Here is a 24022-nt window from a genome sequence, read left to right on the forward strand (position 1 = left end):
ACATCCTGCAGCATCTGGGCGCAAGCGCCGCGCTGGTGCTGATGGCGGCGGGCGATTTCGGGCAAATGGGCATCACCCTGTGGCTGAACAGGACGGGTCGGATTATCAAGGTAAATAGCAGCGCAAAAGAGGATACTCAGACAGTGCCGGATACTGTCGTTTTACCGAACAGCGAGGTCACTCAGTCCTCTGCAGCAGCCCCACACTCTGAACGGCATATCGCCATGCGGACAGTGGATGATAATGGTTTTTCGCATCTGACCAAGGGAATTCTGACGCTGGGCCTGATCATGTTTGTGTTCGATTTCAGCGCTTACCTGATCCGGCCGTTTTTCTCGGAATACTGGATCTATGCCACGGCGCACAAGGATCAGACGCTGGCAGGGTTGATTTTTGCCATTCCAGGCCTGGCAGCGGTGGTCGCGCTGATCGTCAAGCACCGACTGAATGAGAAAGCCATGCGGCGCAATGAGAATTTGTCCTGGAACCTGCTGCTGTCACTGGTGGGGCTGTATCTGCAGTCGGTTCCATCCGACATTGCGATTGTGATCGGGCGGTGTATGTACGGCTGGGGCCTGTTCCAGGTGGCAGTCAAGCTGGAAGTCAGTCTGTTCAGTATCAGCCGTAAGGAAGATTACGCCCATCATTTCAGCATTACCAATTTTTTCCAGAACCTGGGCGTGCTGATCTCATCGTGGTGCGCTGGCTATATCGTCAGCCTGGTCAGTCATCAGGCCGTATTCCTGATCGCCGCGGCCGGTATTGCACTGACCTGGCTGGCCAATAAACTGACGCTGGATCTGGACCACATCAAGCCGGCCGCAGCGGAGCCGGACAGCAACATCAACAGGAGAAGCGAGATTGAACTGGAATCCGGGAACGTTTGAGATTCGAGAGCTGATGCCTGAATTGGATGTGCCGACACTTCATCCGTGGTTTGACCTGCCTCATTTCCAATATTGGAATATGGCTGGAATGAAGTCCGATGCAGTGCTGAATTTTTATAAGGCGATGCAGGCTTCTTCGCATGAATGGGCCTGGGTTGGCACACAAAATCAGGAAATCTGTTTTTTGATTGAATGTTACAAGCCACAGCATGACCAGATCGCGAAGTACTACGATGTTGCGCCCGGAGACATCGGTATGCATTTTTGTGTAGCGCCAGCTACCACAAGCCGGCCCGGCTATACGCTTGATGCGATGCGGCACGTCATGCACTATCTTTTCAGCAATGTCGGTGCGCATCGTGTCGTTGTTGAACCCGATGTCCGCAACGAGAAAGTGAGAGCACTTAATCGAAAGGTTGGCTTTGCTGAACTCGGGCAGATTTCTCTCTCAACCAAGCAGGCCATGCTATCGATTGCGACACAGTCCGCGTTTGAAGCAAGCCTGTCAATTTCAGGAAAAATATGATGAGTCACTATCCTGTCCCTGTAGCGCAAAAACATTTGCGTCACCTGGAGCCTGGAACCTGGCAGCACGTCAATCGTCATTTGGTTGCCAAGGCCATTGTTGAATTTTCTCACGAGCAAATTCTGCAACCTCTGCTCTGCGACGAATCGGATGAGAATAGTCAATTCCCACATGGTCAAGATTGGCATTCCTATCTTCTCATTTCGGAGGATCGGCGGACTCGTTATCATTTCCTTGCTTATCCCATGAAATTGCGTCACTGGCATATTTCTGAATCATCCATTATTCGCGATTGCGATGGCCAATTACTTGATCCTGACGCGCTTTCTTTTATTATTGACTTCAAGGACGCATTGGGCATCCCTGAAGAAAAACTGCCGATCTATCTGGATGAGATCAGCAGCACGCTCTATGGGGCCGCTTACAAAAGATGTCATCAGTCATTGAGCAGCCGCGATCTGTTGAAAGCGGACTATCAGCAGATCGAAGCCGCCATGACCGAGGGTCATCCGGGTTTTGTGGCCAACAACGGCCGCATTGGTTTTAATGTATTCGATTACGAGAGCTATACGCCGGAAACAGGCAGTCGCTTTACCCTGGTGTGGCTGGCCGTGCATCGCGAGCACGCACATTTTGCGTCTCTGTCTACATTGAAATATGATTCGTTCATTGAGCGGGAACTGGGCGCGCAGCGGGTTGCAGCCTATCGTGAGCAGTTACAGCAGCAGGGTCTTGATCCGGCCGACTACCTGTTCATGCCGACGCATCCCTGGCAGTGGTTCAATCGTCTGAGTATTGCATTTGCAGCCGATATTGCGCAACGGAACATTGTGTATCTGGGCATTGGCGAGGATACCTACCAGGCCCAGCAATCGATCCGCACCTATTTCAACCACAGCGATCATGACAAATGTTATGTCAAGACGTCGCTGTCGATTCTGAACATGGGGTTCATGCGCGGGTTGTCTCCGTACTACATGGCTGGAACACCCGCAATCAACGAATTTCTAAAAGCCCTGATTATGAAGGACTCCTTGTTAGGGGAAAAACGATTTGATATTCTGCAGGAAGTGGCATCCATTGGCTTTACCAATAGCTACTATGACGCTGCGCTCAAAAAAGATAGTCCCTACAAAAAAATGCTGTCTGTTCTCTGGAGAGAGAGTCCGGCCAAACGAATACAGCAAGGTGAGCGCTTAATGACGATGGCGTCATTCCTGCATAAAGATCGTGATGGGGTTGCGATGCTGCCCCTTATGATCAAGCAGTCCGGTCTGACGACAGTCGAATGGCTGAGTTGCTATTTCGATGCCTTCCTGGTGCCTGTTGTGCATTGTTTTTATGCGTACGAGCTGGTCTTTATGCCGCATTGCGAAAATCTGATCATGGTGATGGATGAAAGCAACGTCCCGCAGCGTTGCATCATGAAGGATATCGCAGAAGAAAGTGCCATTCTTGATGAGGATGCAGAGATACCTGAACACATAGCCCGCCTGAAAGTGCAAGTCCCAGAGGATTATAAAATTCTGGGTATTTTTATCGATATTTTCGATGGTGTTTTCCGTCACATGAGTGATATTTTGCAAAGCAACGATTGCTGCAATGAAGACATATTTTGGGCGTTAGTCGCTCTGTCTGTCAAACGTTATCAACATGAAAATCAAGCGTTGAAGGAAAAGTTCCATCGGTACGATTTCTTTACCGATAGTTTCAAGCACTCGTGCCTGAATCGCCTGCAGTTGAAGAACAATTTGCAGATGGTGAATCTTGCCGATCCGGCTGGCAGTATAACCATTGCCGATGATTTGCCCAATCCTGTGGCGCGTTATCGAACAATGTCCGTCGCGGAACTGCAATCTTTTATACAGTAAACAATTTAATTGGATTTCGTCCCGGGACAAGACCGCGCATCACATAAAGCAGCGCTTCGTTTATAAGCGTCTCCACGCATAATCTTCTGGAAATCGCAACCCTAACCAGGTCGCGATTTTTTTTCTCCGTCCAATACCAAACGTAATAAAACAAATGAAATATTTAATTGGACGGACTAAAACTTCATGCCCAAGACGGCAGATTCTACGCGCACATCATGGAATTTCAATCGTCATAAATGTTGCTCTATACAAGTTGTTACTAACATTTTATTTCAAATGAAAATGACAATCGTTATCATTGTGGTTTACTATTAATGGCTAACGAGGGAATGATATGGCAGCTTTACCGACGTACTGTAATACGGCGCGCCTCCGATTTGCGCCCAATCTGATTCTGGTTTCTGTGTTGGGCGCACTGGCAGCGCCCCCCGTGGGAGTTGCACAAACGGTGGCACAGCCCGGGCAGACAACTTCGTCGGTAGCTACCCTGCAGCCCATCAACGCCGTCAGTCAAAATGACGCGACCAGCGAGGGAACGGGTCAATATGCCGTGCCGGTGGTTTCCAGTGCGACACGGATGCCGCTATCGCCGCGCGAGACGCCGCAAACCATCAATGTTGTGACACGTACGCAAATGGATGACTTCAGGCTCGATAACGCCACGTCGCTATTGTCGGCAGTGCCTGGCGTATTCGTGCAGCAGGTCGAAACTGACCGCAATTACTACACGATTCGCGGTTACGACGTGACCAATTTCCAGGTCGATGGCATCGGGATGCCGTTTTCGACCGAAGAGCAGATCGGCGATCTGGATATGGCATTTTATGATCGAGTGGAGGTGCTCAAGGGCGCCAACGGACTGCTGTCCAATACTGGTAATCCGTCCGGTACGGTCAATTTTATTCGCAAGCGTCCGAAGCGCGAGTTTTCGGCCAATGCCAATCTGTCTTACAGTTCGTTTGCCACGCGGCGACTGGATGTGGATATCTCCTCGCCGCTCAACAGTAGTGGATCAGTGCGCGGGCGCCTGATCGGTGCTTATCAGAAGGGCAATTCGTATCTTGATCGCTACGGTCTGGAGAAGAAAATGTTTGGCGTCATTGTAGACGCCGACCTGGGCGATCGCACGACGCTGACGCTGGGGCACACTTATCAACGAAACAAGTCCAAATCGCCCATGTGGGGAGCGTTATCGCTTTATTACACCGATGGCAGCGCGATTGATTACGACGTGTCCGACAGCTATGCGCCTGACTGGGCTTATTGGAACACGACCGACCAGTCGTCTTTTGCCGAACTGAATCACGATTGGGGTGGTGGTTGGAAAACCAAAGGTTCGCTGACTTATCGCAAAATCAGCCAGGATGCCGAGCAGTTCCTGGCCTACGGCGTACCGGACCGCGAGACCGGGCTGGGGCTGTTTTCGTATCCGACCAAGTATGATCGCTACGAAAAGCAATGGATTGCCGATATCAGCACCACTGGCAAATACACGCTCGGTGGGCGCGAGCATGATGTTATGTTCGGAATCAATACCAATCGCAGCAAGAACTATATGACGTCGCTGGAAACGGATTTGAATATTCCGTTGCCATCCCTGTTCGCGTGGGACAGGCATTTTCCGCGCCCTGATTTTGACAATGCCACGGAAACCTTCTCGGATTTCACGGTTCGAAAGACTACGGCATTTGCCGCCACCCGTTTGAACGTGGCGGATGATTTCAAGGTTATCGCCGGCCTCAATTACACCCGCGCTACCAGTACCGGCGAACACTATGGCGAACCTCGCGATTACAAACGCAATAAGATTTCCCCGTATCTGGGTCTGATCTATGACTTGAACGATAACTATTCGGTCTATGCCAGTTATACCGGCATCTTCAATCCGCAATCGCAGGTCGATATTGACGGGCAGATTTTGCCGGCAGTCGAAGGCAAAAGCTATGAACTGGGCCTCAAAGGTGAATCAGCCGATGGTCGTCTGAGCGGAAGCCTGGCGCTGTTCCGTGCGGAACAGGACAATACGGCCGAATATGACACCTTCAAGGACGGCCTGAGCCGCTATAAGGCGGTGGACTCGCGTTCCTCGGGTTTTGAACTGGCGTTGCAGGGCGAGATTTTGTCAGGATTACAGGTGAGTGCGGGCTATACGCATTTCTTTTCCATTAAGGACGAAGATGGCAATGCAGTGCGCGAGTTTGTACCCAAAAATGCGATTACCGTGGCAGCGTCCTATGCGGTGCCCACCGTGCATGGTCTGAAGGTGGGTGGCGCGGTACGCTGGCAATCCGAGACTCGTCGCCTGCAGGGCCAGACAGCCGGCGGAGACGATATTTACACGAAGCAGAAATCCTACGCAGTGGCGGATCTGATGGCCAGTTATGAGATCAACAAGAACGTGACGGTCGGCGTGAACGTGAAGAATGTATTTGATAAGAAGTACCTCACGTCCACCCAATGGGAACAAGGCTTTTACGCCCCGTCGCGTTCGGTCGGCATGAATGTGCAATTGAAATATTGATGAGCAAAGGCAGCAGAAAATGAAGGGCAATCAGGCGGTAGACAGGATTTACGATGTGCTGGGAGTGGGCCTGGGTCCATTCAATCTGAGTCTGGCCTGCCTGATGGCGCCGTTGGCAGACCTGGACGCTGTCTTTCTGGAGCGTAAAAGCGCCTTCAGCTGGCATGACGGTATGATGATTCCCGGAACGACGCTGCAAAACAATTTCATGGCGGATCTGGTCACGCTGGCCGATCCGACCAGCCCCTTCAGCTATCTGAATTATTGCAAACAGCAGGGCAAAATCTATCAATATTATTTTCGGGAAAATTTCTACCTGACGCGGCAGGAATATAACCGGTATTGCCAATGGGCTGCCGCGCAGCTGGAGAGTGTTCACTACCGGCGCGAAGTCACGACCATTACGTATGATGAGGCGCAGCAATATTATGTCGCGACCGTGACCGATTTGCAGAATCAATGTCAATTGCAATATCGTGCACGCCGGCTCGTGGTGGGCATCGGTAGCACGCCCCGTCTGCCTGCCTGCGTAGATGCCTCGTATCAATCGGCGCATACGGGACACTATTTGCGGGAAAAGGCCAGGCTGCAGCAGGCGCCGCGCATCACAGTAATCGGCAGTGGACAGAGCGGCGCGGAGATTTATTATGATCTGCTGTGCGAGATGGAGCAGCATGATTACGAGCTGTACTGGATCACGCGCTCTGCACGCTTTTTCCAGATGGAGACCGGCAGGCTCACTCTGGAGTTGATCACGCCCGATTATGCAAAGCACTTCTATGAACTTCCGGAGGCGGTCAAACGCAAAACCTTGCAGAATCAGGTCAGCATCTTCAACGGGATCAATACCAGTCTGATTGAACAGATTTATGATGAACTGGACGAAAAAACGCCGTCGGTACGGGCGCGTACTCACCTGTACACCAATATGGCGCTCAGCGCATGCCAGCGGCAGGGCGCGCAAACCAAACTGATTTTTGATCACAGCCAGACGGGGGCAAGGTACCGGTTCGAGACAGATGAAGTCATTTTTGCTACGGGCTATGGCTATCGTATTCCCGATTTCATGCAGAACATATCGGATCGTCTCAGACTGTCCGATGGGCGTTACTGCCAGGACGAGGACTATGCTGTGGACAAGGCGGGAAATGAAGTCTTCATTCAGAACGCAGGATTCGACAGCCATGGGCTGACCAATCCGGATCTGGGATTGAACTGCTTTCGCAATGCACGGATTATCAATGCGATCACGCAACGCGAAGTCTATGTGATCGAACGCAATACGACGTTCCAGTCTTTTACGCCGCAGGGCGATGATTCGTTTTTAGAGTTGAGCAACCAATGATTATACGCAACGCCATTATCATCATGTCAGCACTGGGCATGATGAGCGACACGGTGCTCATTGGGTTCTATCCGCAGTTTTTTGAGATGCGCTATGGCAGCACCGATCAGGTGCATACCGGCATGTATGTCGCGGCGATCTCGATTGCAGTGATGTGCACTTTGCCGGTTTGGGTGAGGGTGGCCAGGCGGTTCGAACCCATGTCGCTGATCGGCTTTACCCAATGCATTGCCGGGCTGCTGTGCCTGTCGGCGATTTGGGCGGAAACGCTGACTCAGTACTGGGTGTTGACCATGCTGATGTTCATGTTCAAAAGCAGCTATCTGCTGATGTTTCCGTATCTGATGCGGATTGTGAGCAGCGATGAACATAGCCGGACTATCGCATTGTTATCCGTTGTGGTGCATATTTCGGGCATCCTGGCGGCGGCTTCTGGCGGGTACATCCTGCAGCATCTGGGCGCAAGCGCCGCGCTGGTGCTGATGGCGGCGGGCGATTTCGGGCAAATGGGCATCACCCTGTGGCTGAACAGGACGGGCCGCATCATCAAGGTAAATGACAGTAAAAAAGAGGAAGCCCAGGCCGTGCAGGATACTGCCGTAGTGCTTGCCGATGACGCCACTGCACCCGCACCGGTAGCGCCGCGTAAAGGCTTCTCGCATCTGACCAGGGGAATTCTGACGCTGAGCCTAATCATGTTTGTGTTCGATTTCAGCGCCTACCTGATCCGGCCGTTTTTCTCGGAATACTGGATCTATGCCACGGCGCACAAGGATCAGACGCTGGCAGGGTTGATTTTTGCCATTCCAGGTCTGGCAGCGGTGGTCGCGCTGATCGTCAAGCACCGACTGAATGAGAAAGCTACACGGCGCAATGAGAATTTGTCCTGGAACCTGCTGCTGTCGCTGGTGGGACTGTATTTGCAGTCGGTTCCATCCGACATTGCGATTGTGATCGGGCGGTGTATGTACGGCTGGGGCTTGTTCCAGGTGGCAGTCAAGCTGGAAGTCAGTCTGTTCAGTATCAGCCGCAAGGAAGATTACGCCCATCATTTCAGCATTACCAATTTTTTCCAGAATCTGGGCGTGCTGATCTCATCGTGGTGCGCGGGCTATATCGTCAGCCTGGTCGGTCATCAGGCCGTATTCCTGATCGCCGCGGCCGGTATTGCACTGACCTGGCTGGCCAATAAACTGACGCTGGATCTGGATCACATCAAGCCGGCTGCAGCGGAGCCGGACAGCAACATCAACAGGAGAAGCGAGATTGAACTGGAATCCGGGAACGTTTGAGATACGGGAACTGGTCCCCGCGCTGGATGTGCCGGTCTTTCATCCGTGGTTTGACCTGCCGTATGCGCATTACTGGGACATGGCGGGCATGACACGCGATGCCGTCATGACGTTCTACAACACCCAGCAGGCTTCTGCATATGAATGGGCGTGGGTCGGTACGCAACAGGGGCGGATCTGCTTTCTGCTGGAGTGCTATGACCCGCAACATCACGATATTGCGCGGCATTATGAAGCGAAACCGGGCGATATCGGCATGCATTTTTTTGTCGCGCCGGCAACAAACGCTCAACGCGGCTACACCCTTGATGTCATGCGCCACGTCATGCACTTTCTATTTCATGATGTCGGGGCACGGCGTGTCGTTGTCGAACCCGATATCCGTAACGAAAAGGTGAGGGCGCTCAATTGCAAGGCCGGCTTTGACGAGGTCGGGCCGATCTCTCTCACAACCAAGCAGGCCATGCTGTCCATCGCGACACGGCCTGATTTTGAAGCCACCCTACTACACTCAGGAAAGAATACGATGAGCCACTATCCCGTTCCCGCCGCGCCACAGCATTTGCGTCATCTCGAGCCCGAGACCTGGAAGCATGTCAATCGTCATCTGGTTGCGAAGGCTATTGCCGAATTTTCGCATGAACAGATTCTGGAACCAGCACCCGCCGTAGACTCGGCCAGCACGCCCGTGTCGTCAGAAGGCGACCGCCTGCAACGCTATACGCTGATCTCGGATGATGGACAGACCCGCTATCATTTCCAGGCCACTCCCATGATGCTGCGTCACTGGCACATCGTTGAATCTTCCGTGACGCGTATGTGCGAGGGGCAGGAACGTGAGCCCGATGCGCTGTCTTTTATTATCGATTTCAAGGACACGCTGGCGATTCCTGCCGACAAACTGCCGGTGTATCTGGATGAGATCAGCAGCACGCTTTATGGCGCGGCTTACAAAAGATGCCATCAGTCATTGAGCAGCCGCGATCTGTTGAAAGCGGACTATCAGCAGATCGAAGCCGCCATGACCGAGGGTCATCCGGGTTTTGTGGCCAACAACGGCCGCATTGGTTTTAATGTATTCGATTACGAGAGCTATACGCCGGAAACAGGCAGTCGCTTTACCCTGGTGTGGCTGGCCGTGCATCGCAAACAGGCCCATTTTGCGTCGCTGTCCACCTTGGAATACGGTTCGTTTATCGAACGGGAACTGGGTGTGCAGCAGGCTGCAGCCTATCGTGAGCAGTTGCAGGAGCAGGGCCTTGACCCGGCAGATTATCTGTTCATGCCGACCCATCCCTGGCAGTGGTTCAATCGTCTGAGTATTGCCTTTGCAGCCGATATAGCGCAACGGAATATTGTTTACCTGGGCATTGGCGAGGATACTTACCAGGCCCAGCAATCGATTCGCACCTATTTCAACCACAGCGATCATGACAAATGTTATGTCAAGACGTCGCTCTCCATTCTGAACATGGGCTTCATGCGCGGGTTGTCTCCCTACTATATGGCGGGCACGCCGGATATCAATGAGTGGCTTAAGAGCCTGATCGATAGCGACACGTTCCTGCGCCAGAACGGCTTTGATATTTTGCAGGAAGTGGCCTCTGTCGGCTATACCAACCGATACTACGAAGCGGCGCTCAAAAAGGATAGTCCTTATAAAAAAATGCTTTCTGTCTTATGGCGTGAAAGTCCCGCCGCTAAGGTGCGCGAGGGGGAGCGGCTGATGACCATGGCCTCGTTGCTGCACCGTGATCGTGAGGGCACAGCACTGTTGCCGCTGATGATCGAACAGTCGGGCCTGACAGCCGAGCAATGGCTGTGCCGCTATTTCGACGCCTTCCTGGTACCGGTGGTGCATTGCTTTTATGCCTACGAACTGGTCTTTATGCCGCATGGCGAAAACCTGATCATGGTCATGGATGAGCACAATGTGCCGCAGCGCTGCATTATGAAGGATATTGCAGAAGAAAGCGCCATTCTGGACCAGAACGCCACCATTCCCGAACATATCGCCCGTCTGAAAGTGAGCGTACCTGAAGACTACAAAATCCTGGGTATCTTCATTGATATCTTTGATGGGGTCTTCCGTCACATGAGTGATGTTTTGCAAAGCAGTGGTCGTTGCACAGAGGATACGTTCTGGGCACTGGCGGCGCTGTCAGTCAAGCGCTACCAGCAGGCCCATCCCGAGTTGGCCGAGAAGTTCCGTCGTTATGATTTCTATTCGGATAGTTTCAGGCATTCATGCCTGAATCGCCTGCAATTGAAAAACAACCTGCAGATGGTGGATTTATCAGACACTGCAGGCAGTCTGACCATGGCTCAGGATCTGCCCAATCCCATGGCGCGTTTTCGCACCTTGTCGGTCGATGAACTGGAATCCTCCAGCCTTATACCGCAACCTGAACCTGCCTGATTACCTCCGGGAGCAAATCGCATGGACCTTGCCGATATTCTTAAACTGGCCTCGCCGCTGCCCGTCAGCGCCTATTTTGATCCAGAGGTTTATGAGCAGGAACAAGAGCGCATTTTTCGTTGCAGTCCGCTGTACATCGGGCACGAGAACAGCGTGCCGGAAGTGCAGGACTGGTACGCCCTGCCGCAGGAGAACGGCGGCCGGGTGCTATTGCGCGACGCAGAGGGTGTCAGGCTAATGTCCAATGTCTGCCGTCACCGGCAGGCGCTGATGCTGGGCAGCTACAGCACCAATTGCGAGTTGACTCAACACCGGGGTTCACTGGAACACAGTGGCGGCAATATTGTTTGCCCGGTTCATGCCTGGACCTATCGCCCGGACGGCCAGTTGCTGTCGGCCCCGCAGTTTGAAATCCGCCAGTGCAAGAAACTGGAGTCATCGCCGCTGTTGAACCTGGACGGTTTTCTGTTTGAGCATCCGTCTGGTATGTCACACGACATACCAAACCTGTTTGCCAATCTGGGGCACGATCTGTCCAACTACCGGCTCGATCACGTTGAAACTCACAGTTGCCCCTGCAACTGGAAAACGTTCATTGAAATCTACAATGACGATTATCATATCGGACCGTTTCACCCGGGCCTGGGCAAGTATGTGGAGTGCGCCGCCTTGCGCTGGGCTTATGGTGACTGGTATTGCAAGCAGACCGTGGGCGCAGAGCAAACACTTGAAAATGGCGGTACACCCGTTTATCGGGAATGGGAGCGGCTGCTCAAGGAATATATGGGCGACGAAACCCCCGAGTTTGGCGCCATCTGGATTGCGATTTATCCTACGCTGATGATCGAACTCTTTCCGCATGCACTGGTCGTATCCTCGCTGTTTCCGAAAGGTCCGGGCGAAACCCTCAACCTGATCGAGTTTTATTATCCCGATGATGTCCTGGCGTTCAGCCCGGAACTGGCGGAGTATCATCGCAAGGCCTATATGGAAACAGCCGAAGAAGATGACGAAATCGCTGTCAGGATCGACGAGGGCCGGCGTGCGTTATACCTTCGCGACCGCAGTGATCGCGGGCCCTATCAGATCCCGCTGGAAGAGGGTATGGCACAGTTTCATGCCTGGTATCGTAACCGAATGGGCACGTAAGCGGGCACTTTACCATTTTCTGCCGGCATTCAGAATACCGTCGTATTGCTGGCGGCGATGCACCTCATCAATCACCCAGCGGGGTGCGCCGATGTCGGCCAGCACGTGTGGGTCCAGATGGTCAACCTGATTGACAGCCGATGACCACGGGTCATACGGTATGGCAGGCTTGGCAGTAGCGGTATCAGGCTGACGCTGCGCACGCTGCCAAAAAGCAGCGAACCAGTGCCGTTTGGGTGCAGGGCGATTCGAGTGGCATTCAGGCTGGGCGACGGCAACGGGATTAATCGTATTCATGATCGGTTCCTCGGAGAGTGAGCTTCGTTAAAAAACATTGTGGTTTTCAGTAAACTTATGGTAAGTTTATCTATCCATTTGATCCCTGAAAATCAATGATTTTTAACTAATCTGGTCGGTTTTGCTGACCAGTAAACGACGCTCATATTCCGGTACCGCGATGCATCGAAGCGGGCCTGGCCGTCCCTCTGGTGACCCGTATGTCCAGACTTCCTTTAAATACGCTTCCGACCTTTCGTACTGTGGCTGAATTGCAAAATCTGCGCGCAGCGGCAGAGGCCCTGCATCTGACCCATAGCGCGGTCAGTCAGCAGATTCGTCAGCTCGAAGACAATCTCGGATTCGCGCTATTTGAGCGCGAGGGGCGCCGTATCGTGCTCAATGCGGCGGGGGCAGCGTTTTTATGTTCGGTGCATTCGGCGTTGACACAGCTGGAAGATGGGGTGCAGACGGCGCGCCTGGCCTCGGAAACGGTGGAGAAAAAGTTGCGCATTTCGGTCGTGCCGTCTTTTGCGCATCGCTGGCTGCTGCCGCGGCTGGAACGCTGGCATGCCCGTCATCCGGATATTGCACTTGAGATTATCGCTTCGCAGCAGGTGGTGGATTTGCAACGGGACGGATTTCATGCTGCTGTGCGCGAGGGAATCGGTCCCTGGCCGGGTGTGCAGGCTGACCGTCTGTTTGACGATCCCATGCCCCTGATTGTGGTCGGCTGTGCCGTCGATGCGCGGCGCCTTGTGGGTGCGGAACCCGCAATGTTCCTTAAAGAACCGTTGCTGGGCGACCGGCGCGCCTGGCAGGCCTGGTTTGCGGCGGCCGGATTGCAGGCGTCATTTAATACGGTGGCCGAATTCAATGACATGGGGCTGATGCTGCAGGCTGCGGAACAGGGGCTGGGTCTGACACTGGCTCGCGAACTGTTTGCTGCCGATGCCATCCGTCGGGGTAAATTGATCAGGCTCTCGCCGGTATCGGTCGAATATGACAGCGGTCATGCCATTCACCTGGTGTACCGGCCGGCCTTGCGTGACTGGCCCGTGCTGGCCGCCTTGCGCGAATGGATTACCGAAGAACTGGCCGCGTCCCGCGTGGCCATGTTGCAGGAGGCGGAGGCAGGACAGGATGTGCAAAAATCGGAACCTATCGTTTCAAAATGACAAGTGAAATTATCCGGCTGTTGTAGTAAGCTGTATTTCACACGTGAGAAAAGGCGTGTTTGATGGTTTAACCGGTCGCGTCTAACGATACGATCCGGGTCACCGGCCTTGCGGGAAGAGCACGTGGACACAAGGAGAGGCACATGGCTGAATCTGGCAAAACAACCGGTCGATATCTTGTATTGCTGCGGCAGGATCATACGGACGAGGGCATACAGGAACTACAGCGCATGACGGGCGCCTCTATTGTCAGCGCCGGTAGCACCAGCTACACGCAAGAGCGGCAGATAAACACACTTGAAATGAACTGTGCCGTTGTCTTTGATCAGATCGGCGTGGCACTGATTCGGTGCGAACTTGAGGTCGGTACGGCGTTGCAGGCTGCAGCGGCACAGGCCACGGGCAATGTGCTGCTGGTCGAAGCGGAGCGGACTGTGCACGCGATTGCGATCTCTGCAGAGTCGCCCGGTCATCCGCCTGCGTCCGATGAAGGACAGGGTGCCACCTGGGGCGTACGTGCCTGCGGCGCGGATCATGCCGATTTCACAGGTAAAGGTATCCGCCTGGCTGTGCTGGACACGGGGCTGGATCTGAGTCATCCGGATTTTGCGCAGCGCCCGATACAGTCACGCTCGTTCGTCAGCGGTGCCGAGGTTCAGGACCAGAACGGTCACGGCACGCATTGCGCCGGTATTGCGGCGGGTCTGCTCAAGCCGGCAGGCCAGCCCAGATATGGCGTTGCGGCCGATGCGCTCTTATATATCGGTAAGGTACTGGGCAACGACGGCAGCGGTGGCGATGGCAGCGTGCTGGACGGCATCAACTGGGCCATCGGACAGGGTTGCGAGATTATTTCGCTGTCGCTGGGCAGTCCGGCAGCGGCGGGGGATCATTATTCACAGATATTCGAAGAGGTGGCAAAGCGTGCGCTCGCAGCCGGGACGCTGATTATTGCGGCAGCCGGCAACGAAAGCCGGCGACCGGATTTTATCGCGCCGGTCTCCCATCCTGCCAATTGTCCGTCCATTGTGGCGGTGGCTGCCGTGGATGAGCATATGGCTATTGCGCCGTTCTCCTGCGGTGGACTGCAGCAGGATGGCGGACAAGTGGAGATCGCGGCGCCCGGCGTGGCTGTTTTTTCCTCCTGGCCGGCCCCCGATAATTACAATACGATCAGTGGAACCAGTATGGCCACTCCCTTTGTGGCCGGGGTGGCGGCCTTGTATGCCGAGGCCGGCGCGACCGCGCGAGGCAGTCTGCTACGGGACCAGATTCTGCAAAACGCCCGTCCGCTTCCTTTGCCGGTACGGGATGTCGGCAGTGGACTGGTGCAGGCGCCGGGTCGTCATGGTTCGGTCAATGGACACGGGCTGGATCATTAATCAAAAATTGAATCAACAATTACCCACACGCCCGCAAAGCGACGGGAGTAAATAATGGCACGTATTGCACTGACGGTCCTGGTCAAGGAAACCTATCTGAGCCGCTTTTCGGTTGTCGTGGACGGCTGTCGCCGCGAAGGGATGGCGGTGGAACGCGAAATGGTCGCGCTTGGCGTTTTTTCGGGTAATATCGAAGCCGAAAAGCTCACCGATCTGGAACTGGTCGAGGGAGTCGCCTCTGTTGAGCCAGAGCGGCCGATGCGCACGTGCTGATTGAATTGTCCGGTCACGCACGGGTAACGGAAAAGCCGGGTAGGTAAGCCAGGTCTTGCCTTGCGCGCTCACTGGTTCGGCGCTTAATCAATTTTAATGTCAGTGGAGTCAACGTGGACCGACTATTTGCCAAGTTCGCCAACGCAACATCCCAGGCCGCAGGCAGCCCGATCACTTTTATCATCTGTGTGCTGGCCGTCATTCTGTGGGCCATTATGGGGCCGGTTTTCGACTATTCCGAAACCTGGCAACTGATCATCAATACCGGCACGACGATCGTGACGTTTTTAATGGTCTTTCTGATCCAGAATACCCAGAATCGCGACAGCCATGCGCTGCAGACCAAACTGGATGAACTCATACGCACATCCGGCGCCGAGGACGAATTCATGGGAATAGAAAACATGACCGACGCGGAGCTGGAGGTCTTGCATAAAAAATGCCAGCGGGAAGCGGAGCATTCACAACGCAAACTGCAACGAACGCATAAAGAAAGAGAAGCGCGACGAAGTAAATCCAAATAACCCTGAACTACTTTGTATCTAATTACGCAAATACGTAACCAAAGTCATTGCTCACACCAGCGGCGTCGCTGGTTTTTTTCTGATGGGGGAGGTAATGTCGTTTTGCAAAATATTGTGAGCTTAAAACAAAAACCAATACAAACGACAATGAGAATAGTTTACATTAAGACGTTATTCAGTTACACTGCCGGGATATATCAACTTCTCTCGTACGGCAGGCTGTTCTGCGTATTTCGTCGTGCAGCCTTTCCGGCGGTATCCTATGAAAACTTTCTTCCCAATCCGGTCAGCGTTGTGTGCCGGCGTATTCCTCATTTCGACCCTGGCTATCACGCCAGCCTGGGCACACAATCCGGTTGCCAGCTGTCAGGCAGTGGGCGAGGACAAAGTGCGGTGCAAGGGCGGATTTTCCGATGGATCTGCTGCACCCGGCGTCACCCTGGATGTCATCTCTTATGATGAAAAGGTGCTGCTCCCTGGCAAGCTTGCGCAGGATTCCACGCTGGAATTCAAGAAGCCCGAGCAGGAGTTTTATATTCTGTTTGATGCAGGTCCGGGTCACGTCGTGGAAATCGACCAGAGCGAGATCACGCCATGACGGTACAGGCCATCCGGCCAGCCGGTGCGGGACATGAAACGGCCGCGGTACTGGGGGTATGTGCCCTTATTTTTTTGCTTGCAATAACCACTGTAATCCTGCGAACAACAACCGTTTCCGCGCCCGAAATTGCCGCCAGTCAGATAGACGCGCGGCACGGCCTGACGGCGGCCGAGCAGGGTATTTATGCCGATCTGCTGGTGGCCGCCGATGAGATAGCATTCGCAGACACCGCTCCTGACGTCGAAACGCTGGCCGGGCAGATGATTCCTCCGTTTGCCACCGATGCGTCCACCGCCCGCCGCGGCAGTCACGAGTGGCGCATGAGGCAGGCGTCGGCTGCAGTGGCTTATATCGGTATTACTCATGACCCGGACACAGCGGGTTCGCTGCTGTTGCTGATGACGCGTCCGTCCACTTCTGATGCTGCGTCCGACATGCATGACCACGCTACCGAACCCGTCCAGGTCTGGTTGTATCAGCCGGGGCAGAAACAGACGCCTGTTCCGTCTACGCTGGATCACGACAGTCTGACGCGCGATGGCTGGAAACAGATCGTGTCGCAGTTCGACGCCGGCGCGACGCGCCATTAACCATCGTGCCGCGGCACTTAACGTATTTTTTTCAAATCCCATGATGCTTTTCTCTCTGTCTGTATCTTCCGGCCGGATTCGCGCCTTTATTCTGGCGGGTGCCGTCGCGCTGCTGGGTATGTCTTCGGGCGCTCATGCAAAAATGCGGATCGGCATTACGCTGCATCCGTACTACAGTTATGTCACCAATATTGTGGGCGATAAGGCCGACGTCGTACCACTGATTCCCGCCGGTTTCAATCCTCATGCGTACGAGCCGCGAGCCGAGGATATCAAGCGCATCAATGATCTGGATGTGATCGTTGTCAACGGGATCGGCCATGACGATTTTGCGGACCGGATGATTCAGTCCAGCGACAACCCCAAGGTCGCCCTCATTGAAGCCAATGAAAACGTGCCCTTGCTGGCGGCCACAGGCTCTGCAGCACGTGCCGGCAGTGGCGCTTCATCCGGAAAAATCGTCAATCCCCATACTTTTCTTTCGGTCACAGGGTCGATTGCCCAGGTCAACACCATTGCGCGTGAACTGGCAAAAATGGATCCGGACAATGCCGATACATACAGGAAGAACGCGCGCGAATACACACGCAAGTTGCGCACGCTGCGTGCCAAGGCATTGAAGCAGCTGGCCGATGTGCCTGCCGGCGCGATGCGCGTAGCGACCATTCACGGCGCCTACGACTATCTCTTGCGGGAGTTCGGACTGGAAGTGACCGCAGTGGTCGAGCCCGCCCATGGTATCGAACCGAGTCCGGCACAGTTGAAAGGGACCATCGATCAGATGAAAAAGCTTGATGTAAACGTCATTTTTTCGGAAATGGATTTCCCTTCCACCTACGTCGACACGATCCGCAAGGAGACAGGGGTGCGGCTGTATGCGCTGACGCATATCTCCTATGGAGACTATTTGCCCGAGAAACTGGAAACCGAGACCGCAAAGAATCTGGATACGGTAGTCAGGGCCATTCAGGAGTCCGGTCGATGATGGGCCCTGCCATTGATCTGCAGCAAGTCGCGCTCACATTGGGCCAGACACGGATTCTGTATGACATTGATCTGCATGTGCCGGCGGGCAGTATTCACGCCCTGATCGGTCCCAATGGCGCTGGTAAAAGTTCCCTGATCAAAACACTGATGGGGCAGATGCCGCATCGGGGTTCGCTCACGCTGACCTGGCCCGACAAACCGGGTGTTATCGGCTATGTTCCGCAGGCGCTCGAATTTGATCGTACGCTGCCGATGACGGTAGACGATTTCATGGGGGTGATGACGCAGCGCAGACCCGCTTTTTTCGGATTGTCCTCGCGCAACACCGGCGCGATTGACGATGCCCTGACGCGCGTCGGCATGCAGCACAAGCGCAAGCGGCGCATGGGCGCGCTGTCCGGCGGCGAGCGTCAGCGTATCATGCTGGCACAGGCGCTGATCCCGGCGCCCGCCTTATTGGTGCTGGACGAACCCATGGCGGCGCTGGATGAAGCCGGCGTAGCCGTGTTTGAAGACTTGCTGGGATACTGGCGCAAACAGGAGGCGACCGTGCTGTGGGTCGAGCATGATCTGGACGCTGTCCGGCGACTTGCCGATCGGGTCACTGGCCTGAATCACCAGGTGATCTTCGATGGCCCGCCGGCCGAGATGCTGTCTGCCGGACAATTGCTGACGCTGTTCTCGGCACACCCGCGCCGGCGCGAGGCGTCCGGCGAGACGGGCGGGGCGGCAACACTGTCGAGGGCGGCAGCATGATATTCGATTCCATTCGCGTTCTGTTACAAGGTTGGGCCGAGCAAGAATTGTTGCCGCAGATGTTCACCTACGGTTTCGTCGTCAACGCCTTTATGGCGGGTTTGATTATCGGGCCCTTGTTGGGTGGTTTGGGCACCTTGGTTGTGGTCAAGCGTTTTGCTTTTTTTTCCGAGGCAGTCGGCCACGCTGCGATGACGGGTGTGGCTATCGGTATTTTAGTGGGCGAACCCTATACCGGACCTTACGGCAGTCTGTTCGGATTCTGCCTGTTGTTTGGCGTGCTGCTGAATTATTTGCGCAACCGCACCGGCCTGGCGTCCGATACCCTGATTGGCGTGTTTCTTTCTATTTCGCTCGCCCTGGGCGGCAGCCTGTTGCTGCTGCTGTCGGGCCGGATCAATATCCATATTCTGGAAAATGTGCTGTTTGGTTCCGTGCTGACCGTTAACTCGCAGGATTTGATGGTGCTGAGTGTCATCGGATTGCTGACTGCCGGCCTGGCCCTGTTTCACTACAACCACCTGATCCTGTCCAGCTTCAATGCACAATTGGCCGCTGTGCGTAAGGTACGCACGATATTGATGGATTATTTGTTTGTCATGCTCGTCACGCTGGTTACCGTGGCTGCGGTCAAGGTGATCGGCGCGATCCTGGTTGGTGCGCTGCTGGTCATTCCGGCAGCAACTGCCCGCATCCTGGCGCACTCCATGCGCGGTTTTTTCTGGCTATCCATTCTTATTGCCATTGTCAGTACGCTGGCTGGTATCTTGCTTCCGATCCAGTTTGCCCTGCCCGTTCCGTCGGGCGCGGCCATTATTCTGGTCGCCGGCAGTGTGTTTATCCTCTCTGCGCTGGCCAGAGGATTTGTCCCCGCTTTAAAAGGAACGACGGCATGAAGCCGCTTGCATTATCTCCCTCCGGTTTACTTCGTTTCAGCCTGACGGCGCTATCTTTGTGCCTGGCGGCTGCGCTGGTTCAACCGTCTTTTGCCCAGGACAGCGAGTCAGCTCCAGGTCGCTCCAATAGTGGCACTGCGCAGCAAGGCAGTCATGCCAAAGGCCAAAACACTGCGCCCGAACGCGCACGTTCCGGCAGGGCGGGCAGTGCCACGCGCAATGATGCGACCACGACCGTGGTCGCCGCGCACCCGGTGGTTTTCGGTTTGCTCGAGGTGTTGACCAAAGACACTTCGATCGCTGCGGTACGTGCCACACCAGGCAATCTGCCGCCGTCCCGTCATTACTCGTATCTGTCCGGACGCGGTGCGAAGGCATTCGACCGCGTCGTGCGCGGAGCCGATGCAGTGGCACACCTGCGTTCGATCTGGCCCGACGATCCGCTTTACCCGATGGCCCGGCAGCATAATATCCGCGTGATCGAAATTGACGCCGCCAATCCGGTTGATCGCAGTCTTCCCGGTATTGCGGCAAGTGCAGGCGCTGGATCGGTGACAGCCTATCCCTGGCTGAATCCGGTCAATTTGGGCCGAATGGCCGACATCATCGGCTCTGAACTGGAACGCCTGGATCCCACTGCCCGGCCTGCGCTCGAAAAGAACCTCGCCGGCTTGCGGCAACGACTGGTCAAGCTCAATGCCCAGGTGGAATCCGGTTTGCTGGATGCGCCAAGCCTGGCTGTCGTGGTCTTGTCGCCGCGACTCACTACACTGGCTACGGCCTTCAACCTGGATATGGTGCCCGTCAGGGAAAGCAGCCAGTGGAATGAACAGTCGCTTGCAGAACTGGGCAAGACGATTGCCGATAACGATATCAAGATCGTCCTGATGCATGAGGCCGCCGCGCCCGAAGTTGATTCAGCAATCACGGCGGCAGGTGCCAGGGTGGTGGTCGTCAATACCGATGGCGACGATCCTCTGGTCGTGCTGGAAGCGGCCGGCCAAAGTCTTGTACAGGCGATGGCAGCAGACGGCGCCGGGTAAGACGGAGCGTAGGCATGTTAATCACATTTGAATTACTGATCGCAAGTGAGGGCCGCTAAACCATGGCCAAGAAAAAATCCAAAGCCAAATTGTGGTTCCTCATCCACAGCTGGCTCGCGCTGCCCATCTGGGGGTTTATTTTTTTCGTTTGTCTGACAGGCAGTATTGCCACCGTCAGCCAGGAAATTGAATGGCTGGCCAGCCCGATGGTGCGCGCCAATCCGCCGCCGGGCAACCCACGCATGCTCACCTATGATGAAGTGCTCGCACGGGTGGAAGAGGCGCATCCAGGATCGGTGGTCAATTCAATCCGTCGACCTGTCAAGTCGCAGTTTGCCTTGACGGTCAACACGACCTATACAGATGGCAAATCAGGAAGACTTTATGTCAATCCGTACACCGGCGTCATTCAGGGCCAGATTTCCGGTTTCGATTTCCGGCAGTTTGTACGCGCATTGCATGGCTGGCTGCTGGTGCCGTTTACCAATGGGTTTGCCTGGGGCTGGTACGCCGTTTCATTCCTGGGTATTCCGATGCTGATCTCGCTCATCACCGGGCTGGTAGTCTATAAGCGGTTCTGGCGTGGATATCTCAAGCCCCGCTTGCGCATCGGCCAGGGGTCACGCATTTTCTGGGGCGACTTTCATCGCCTTGCGGGGATCTGGTCGGTCCCCTTCATCGCCATTATTACCGTGACAGCAATCTGGTTTCTGATAGAAGCGATTTTGTTCGACAACAGTATCTCCATTTCGACGGCGCCGCCGCCTGCCATGGTGAAGCGCCAGGACGTACCGACACGTGTTGATGGGTCGACATTGGCACTGCGCCTGTCACCGGATCAGGCGGTAGAAAAAGCCAAGGGCCGTTTCCCCGATATGCAGGCTGAATCCATTTTTCTGCCTGCCAATGCCTATAGTCATTACACCATTACGGGGCGCAGCAGCTATCCGCTCATTCTTGAGCGTGCATCGGTCAATCCGTATACGGGCAATGTCGATGTATCGCGCACCGTGTCAGACTACTCCGGCCTGGAACTGGTAACTGAGTCCATGCGTCCGCTGCATACGGGCGATTTTGCCGGACTGTGGCTTAAACTCGTTTATTTTTTCTTTGGGGTTCTGCTAACCATGATGGTGTTGTCCGGCATGTTGATCTGGACCAAACGCACTGCGAAAGAAACGGCAGGCATGATCCGTGAACACAAGCAATCGCGCCGCTCGCGCAACAGCCGCCGCGTCGACGCTGCCGGGACACCCTCGCATGCAGGTGCCGGGCATTTTTTGAAAACTGAAAAGGGTAACTCATGACAACCCAGAACCAGGCAATCCGTTCCGGCCAGATGACGGGCTTCAGGGTATGGTGGTATCGCTGGCGTTTTCACCTGAGCGTGCTTGCCATTCTGATTCCCCTGTGTTTTGTGCCGCGCTATATCAAGGACCAGGCTTTGTTTTCAGGCGATCTGGGTCTGGGTGTGCACGACCTGGGTGTGAAAAAGCTGGGTCCCTGGGAAGTGCATATGGCCGAGTTCAATGACTTGCCGCCGCGCCGGGACGGCACGGCCGGTTTTGTCAAAACGTTTTCTGTCTCTCTGTGCGAGTCTTGCCGCAATGAGGTGCGTGCCGTCTATTTGCGTATCGGTAAGCCCCGTAGCCTGCGCACGGCCGGCGCCATTGGGTTTGGCAGTGTGTATAACATGCAGATCGGCGTCCTGATTCCGAGAGATACACCGCCGGATGCGCAATTGTGGCTGACTGCCGAAGGCTGGGATGGCTCCATGCATTCCACTTCGTTTCCCCTGGCAGAGGCGTCTGCGGCGACGATGAAATGGCTCGGCCATCGCTAAAACCACAATCATCATGACCAATTTTCGCATGTTGCCGCAGGACTGGTTGCGCTATTATCAAGAGCTGGTCAGAACCTGGTCCCGCGGATCGGGATCCAGACATGACGCGGAGGATGCGACGCATGATGTCCTGACGCTGGCGCTGGAAGGGAAAATGAACCAGGCTCTTACTTACCCGAGGGGGTTTCTGCATCGTTGCGTGCGCAATCGCCTGACAGACATGCATCGTCGCACGCAGATTCTGGACACGGTGCCGCTGCATGATCTGCATGAGCGCGAAATGCCGGTGGCCGACAATCCAGACACGTATATGTACAATACGCAGCTGGCAGACAGCCTGACTGCAGCCCTGGCGGAGCTGCCGCTCAAATGCCGGCAAGTGTTCGTCTGGCAAAAAATAGAAGGGTATTCTCAAGAAGAAATTGCGCAGCGTCTGGACATTTCGGTCAATATGGTGCAAAAATACATGATCCGGGCCTTGCGTCACTTACGTGAGCGCCTGAAACACTTTTCTCCGCATTGAAGTCAGGTTTTTCCAAGGGCCATTCGTCCTCTCCAATAGAAGGGTGTACATGGTGTACTCACCCGCAGGAATGGGGCACATGGCCAGCCAACGCATGACAGATTCACAATTGACGCCCCCCAAAGATCCACGCGAAGCCGCTGCCTGGTGGTTTGCGCGTGAATGCGCAGGCACATTGACCGCTGCGCAACAGGCGGCTTTACAAGCCTGGCGCGAGGCAAATCCCGTACATGACCAGGAATATCGTGCCGTGGCAAGAGTCTGGCAATGGGCCGACGCGGTGCCGGCGTCGCAATTGCGCGCGCTCGCCCAGGCGCCCGATACCGGATCCCGTCGTTTATTGAGTTCGCGCCGTACTTTTGCCATGGCCGGCGGTGCCGCCTGTACGATCCTGGCGCTTGGTGCAGGCGCATTGCTCTACAACAACTGGTATGACGGCAAGAAAATCGAGCTGGCGACCGCGCACGGAGAGAGACGTACAGAAACCCTGCCTGATGGCACCCGCCTTGATCTGAATACCAACACGTCGCTGACCTATCGTGTGCGCAATGGCAAACGGGTGGTTGAGTTGGTGCATGGCGATGTGATGTTTGACGTCGTGCATGACCGACAGCATCCTTTTTATGTGATAACGGCGGCCGGTACCATAAAGGTGATCGGTACGCGTTTCAATGTCCGTGTGCAAGAGCCGCTGGATGTGCGGGTTGCGGTTGAGTCAGGTGTCGTGTCTGTACGGGCGGAGGCGACACCAACGGCCCGGTCGGTCAGGCTGACCGCAGCCATGGCGGCCCGTATCACTGAAGCGGGTGTGGGACCTCCGGCACAGGTGGACGTCTCGGAACTGACGGCCTGGCGCACCGGTAAAGTGGTCTTTCGTAACCAGCCGCTGGTTTCGGTAGTCAATGAAATGAACCGGTATCTTCCGGTATCGATCAGTATCGCCGATCCGGGTCTTGAGCGTCTGCCGGTGGCAGGAGTTTTCAATGTGGATGATGGGCGTGCATTTCTGGAAGCCCTTCCCAAAAGTCTGCCGCTACGGGTCGTTCGCAGCGAACGTGGAGATGTCCGGCTCTTCATGCGTTGACATTTTTATAAAAAACGGACATGCTCCTGTAAGACCGACAGCCGACGCATTGA

23 protein-coding genes and 1 pseudogene are annotated in these 24022 nt (G+C 54.9%); 23 read left to right on the plus strand and 1 reads right to left on the minus strand.

The window, feature by feature from the left end; genetic code table 11:
- The 9 genes and pseudogenes from W822_RS34940 to W822_RS34975 all read left to right on the plus strand — a co-directional run.
- Nucleotides 1–887 (plus strand): MFS transporter (locus W822_RS34940; protein ID WP_155848143.1); only part of this gene is annotated, 887 nt, incomplete at its 5' end.
- Entirely contained in the window at nucleotides 862–1413 is a 552-nt protein-coding gene (locus tag W822_RS34945) for a GNAT family N-acetyltransferase (protein WP_024005300.1), read from the plus strand. The genes W822_RS34940 and W822_RS34945, both read left to right, overlap by 26 nt.
- Nucleotides 1413–3284 (plus strand): IucA/IucC family protein, encoded by a 1872-nt coding sequence (locus W822_RS34950; protein ID WP_024005301.1) that lies wholly within the window; start codon nucleotides 1413–1415, stop codon nucleotides 3282–3284. The genes W822_RS34945 and W822_RS34950 overlap by 1 nt, the downstream gene beginning before the upstream one ends.
- A gap of 337 nt (nucleotides 3285–3621) precedes the next feature.
- On the plus strand, nucleotides 3622–5808 hold the full coding sequence (locus W822_RS34955) for a TonB-dependent siderophore receptor (RefSeq protein WP_024005302.1): 2187 nt from the start codon (nucleotides 3622–3624) through the stop codon (nucleotides 5806–5808).
- Between the two features lie 19 nt (nucleotides 5809–5827).
- Nucleotides 5828–7153, plus strand: coding sequence for a lysine N(6)-hydroxylase/L-ornithine N(5)-oxygenase family protein (locus W822_RS34960; RefSeq protein WP_081724385.1), 1326 nt, complete (start codon nucleotides 5828–5830; stop codon nucleotides 7151–7153).
- Entirely contained in the window at nucleotides 7150–8445 is a 1296-nt protein-coding gene (locus tag W822_RS34965; RefSeq protein WP_024005304.1) for an MFS transporter, read from the plus strand. The genes W822_RS34960 and W822_RS34965 overlap by 4 nt, the downstream gene beginning before the upstream one ends.
- Nucleotides 8446–8473: 28 nt before the next feature.
- Nucleotides 8474–8878: pseudogene (locus W822_RS46690) on the plus strand (GNAT family N-acetyltransferase); the annotation flags it as partial.
- Between the two features lie 93 nt (nucleotides 8879–8971).
- A complete protein-coding gene (locus W822_RS34970) occupies nucleotides 8972–10864 on the plus strand; it encodes an IucA/IucC family protein (protein ID WP_253272312.1) in 1893 nt (630 codons plus the stop codon).
- A 21-nt stretch (nucleotides 10865–10885) separates the two neighbouring features.
- The gene (locus tag W822_RS34975; protein ID WP_024005306.1) at nucleotides 10886–12013 is read left to right on the plus strand and encodes an aromatic ring-hydroxylating oxygenase subunit alpha; all 1128 of its coding nucleotides are present in this window, start codon (nucleotides 10886–10888) and stop codon (nucleotides 12011–12013) included.
- 9 nt (nucleotides 12014–12022) lie between these two features.
- On the opposite strand, the gene W822_RS34980 is transcribed toward W822_RS34975, so the two are convergent.
- Complete coding sequence (locus W822_RS34980) at nucleotides 12023–12310, minus strand: hypothetical protein (protein ID WP_024005307.1); 288 nt, start codon at nucleotides 12308–12310, stop codon at nucleotides 12023–12025.
- A 188-nt stretch (nucleotides 12311–12498) separates the two neighbouring features.
- On the opposite strand from W822_RS34980, the gene W822_RS34985 reads away from it, so the two are divergent.
- The 14 genes from W822_RS34985 to W822_RS35050 all read left to right on the plus strand — a co-directional run bounded on the left by W822_RS34985 (nucleotide 12499) and on the right by W822_RS35050 (nucleotide 23969).
- Entirely contained in the window at nucleotides 12499–13467 is a 969-nt protein-coding gene (locus tag W822_RS34985) for a LysR substrate-binding domain-containing protein (protein WP_024005308.1), read from the plus strand.
- Between the two features lie 143 nt (nucleotides 13468–13610).
- The gene (locus W822_RS34990; RefSeq protein ID WP_024005309.1) at nucleotides 13611–14849 is read left to right on the plus strand and encodes a S8 family serine peptidase; all 1239 of its coding nucleotides are present in this window, start codon (nucleotides 13611–13613) and stop codon (nucleotides 14847–14849) included.
- A gap of 54 nt (nucleotides 14850–14903) precedes the next feature.
- Complete coding sequence (locus W822_RS34995) at nucleotides 14904–15122, plus strand: hypothetical protein (protein ID WP_024005310.1); 219 nt, start codon at nucleotides 14904–14906, stop codon at nucleotides 15120–15122.
- Between the two features lie 113 nt (nucleotides 15123–15235).
- The gene (locus W822_RS35000; RefSeq protein WP_024005311.1) at nucleotides 15236–15646 is read left to right on the plus strand and encodes a low affinity iron permease family protein; all 411 of its coding nucleotides are present in this window, start codon (nucleotides 15236–15238) and stop codon (nucleotides 15644–15646) included.
- Nucleotides 15647–15908: 262 nt separating this feature from the next.
- The gene (locus tag W822_RS35005) at nucleotides 15909–16244 is read left to right on the plus strand and encodes a hypothetical protein (protein WP_024005312.1); all 336 of its coding nucleotides are present in this window, start codon (nucleotides 15909–15911) and stop codon (nucleotides 16242–16244) included.
- Complete coding sequence (locus tag W822_RS35010; RefSeq protein ID WP_024005313.1) at nucleotides 16241–16837, plus strand: DUF6162 family protein; 597 nt, start codon at nucleotides 16241–16243, stop codon at nucleotides 16835–16837. The genes W822_RS35005 and W822_RS35010 overlap by 4 nt, the downstream gene beginning before the upstream one ends.
- Nucleotides 16838–16877: 40 nt before the next feature.
- Complete coding sequence (locus W822_RS35015) at nucleotides 16878–17822, plus strand: metal ABC transporter solute-binding protein, Zn/Mn family (RefSeq protein ID WP_216593306.1); 945 nt, start codon at nucleotides 16878–16880, stop codon at nucleotides 17820–17822.
- Nucleotides 17819–18580, plus strand: coding sequence for a metal ABC transporter ATP-binding protein (locus tag W822_RS35020; protein WP_024005315.1), 762 nt, complete (start codon nucleotides 17819–17821; stop codon nucleotides 18578–18580). The genes W822_RS35015 and W822_RS35020 overlap by 4 nt, the downstream gene beginning before the upstream one ends.
- Nucleotides 18577–19476, plus strand: a complete 900-nt coding sequence (locus tag W822_RS35025) for a metal ABC transporter permease (protein WP_024005316.1) — start codon at nucleotides 18577–18579, stop codon at nucleotides 19474–19476. Before W822_RS35020 ends, W822_RS35025 begins: the two co-directional genes overlap by 4 nt.
- Nucleotides 19473–20519, plus strand: coding sequence for a metal ABC transporter solute-binding protein, Zn/Mn family (locus tag W822_RS35030; protein ID WP_051401734.1), 1047 nt, complete (start codon nucleotides 19473–19475; stop codon nucleotides 20517–20519). The genes W822_RS35025 and W822_RS35030 overlap by 4 nt, the downstream gene beginning before the upstream one ends.
- A gap of 62 nt (nucleotides 20520–20581) precedes the next feature.
- Nucleotides 20582–21826 carry a PepSY-associated TM helix domain-containing protein gene (locus W822_RS35035; RefSeq protein WP_024005318.1) on the plus strand — a complete coding sequence of 415 codons (1245 nt, stop codon included), beginning with the start codon at nucleotides 20582–20584 and terminating at the stop codon, nucleotides 21824–21826.
- Nucleotides 21823–22362: a hypothetical protein gene (locus W822_RS35040; RefSeq protein ID WP_024005319.1), complete on the plus strand. Its 540-nt coding sequence runs from the start codon at nucleotides 21823–21825 to the stop codon at nucleotides 22360–22362. The genes W822_RS35035 and W822_RS35040 overlap by 4 nt, the downstream gene beginning before the upstream one ends.
- 13 nt (nucleotides 22363–22375) lie before the next feature.
- On the plus strand, nucleotides 22376–22885 hold the full coding sequence (locus W822_RS35045; protein ID WP_024005320.1) for a sigma-70 family RNA polymerase sigma factor: 510 nt from the start codon (nucleotides 22376–22378) through the stop codon (nucleotides 22883–22885).
- 79 nt (nucleotides 22886–22964) lie between these two features.
- Nucleotides 22965–23969 (plus strand): FecR family protein, encoded by a 1005-nt coding sequence (locus W822_RS35050; RefSeq protein WP_024005321.1) that lies wholly within the window; start codon nucleotides 22965–22967, stop codon nucleotides 23967–23969.
- The last annotated feature ends 53 nt before the right edge of the window (nucleotides 23970–24022 follow it).

The sequence above is a fragment of the Advenella kashmirensis W13003 genome (genome assembly GCF_000506985.1).
GTDB lineage: Bacteria > Pseudomonadota > Gammaproteobacteria > Burkholderiales > Burkholderiaceae_B > Advenella > Advenella kashmirensis_A.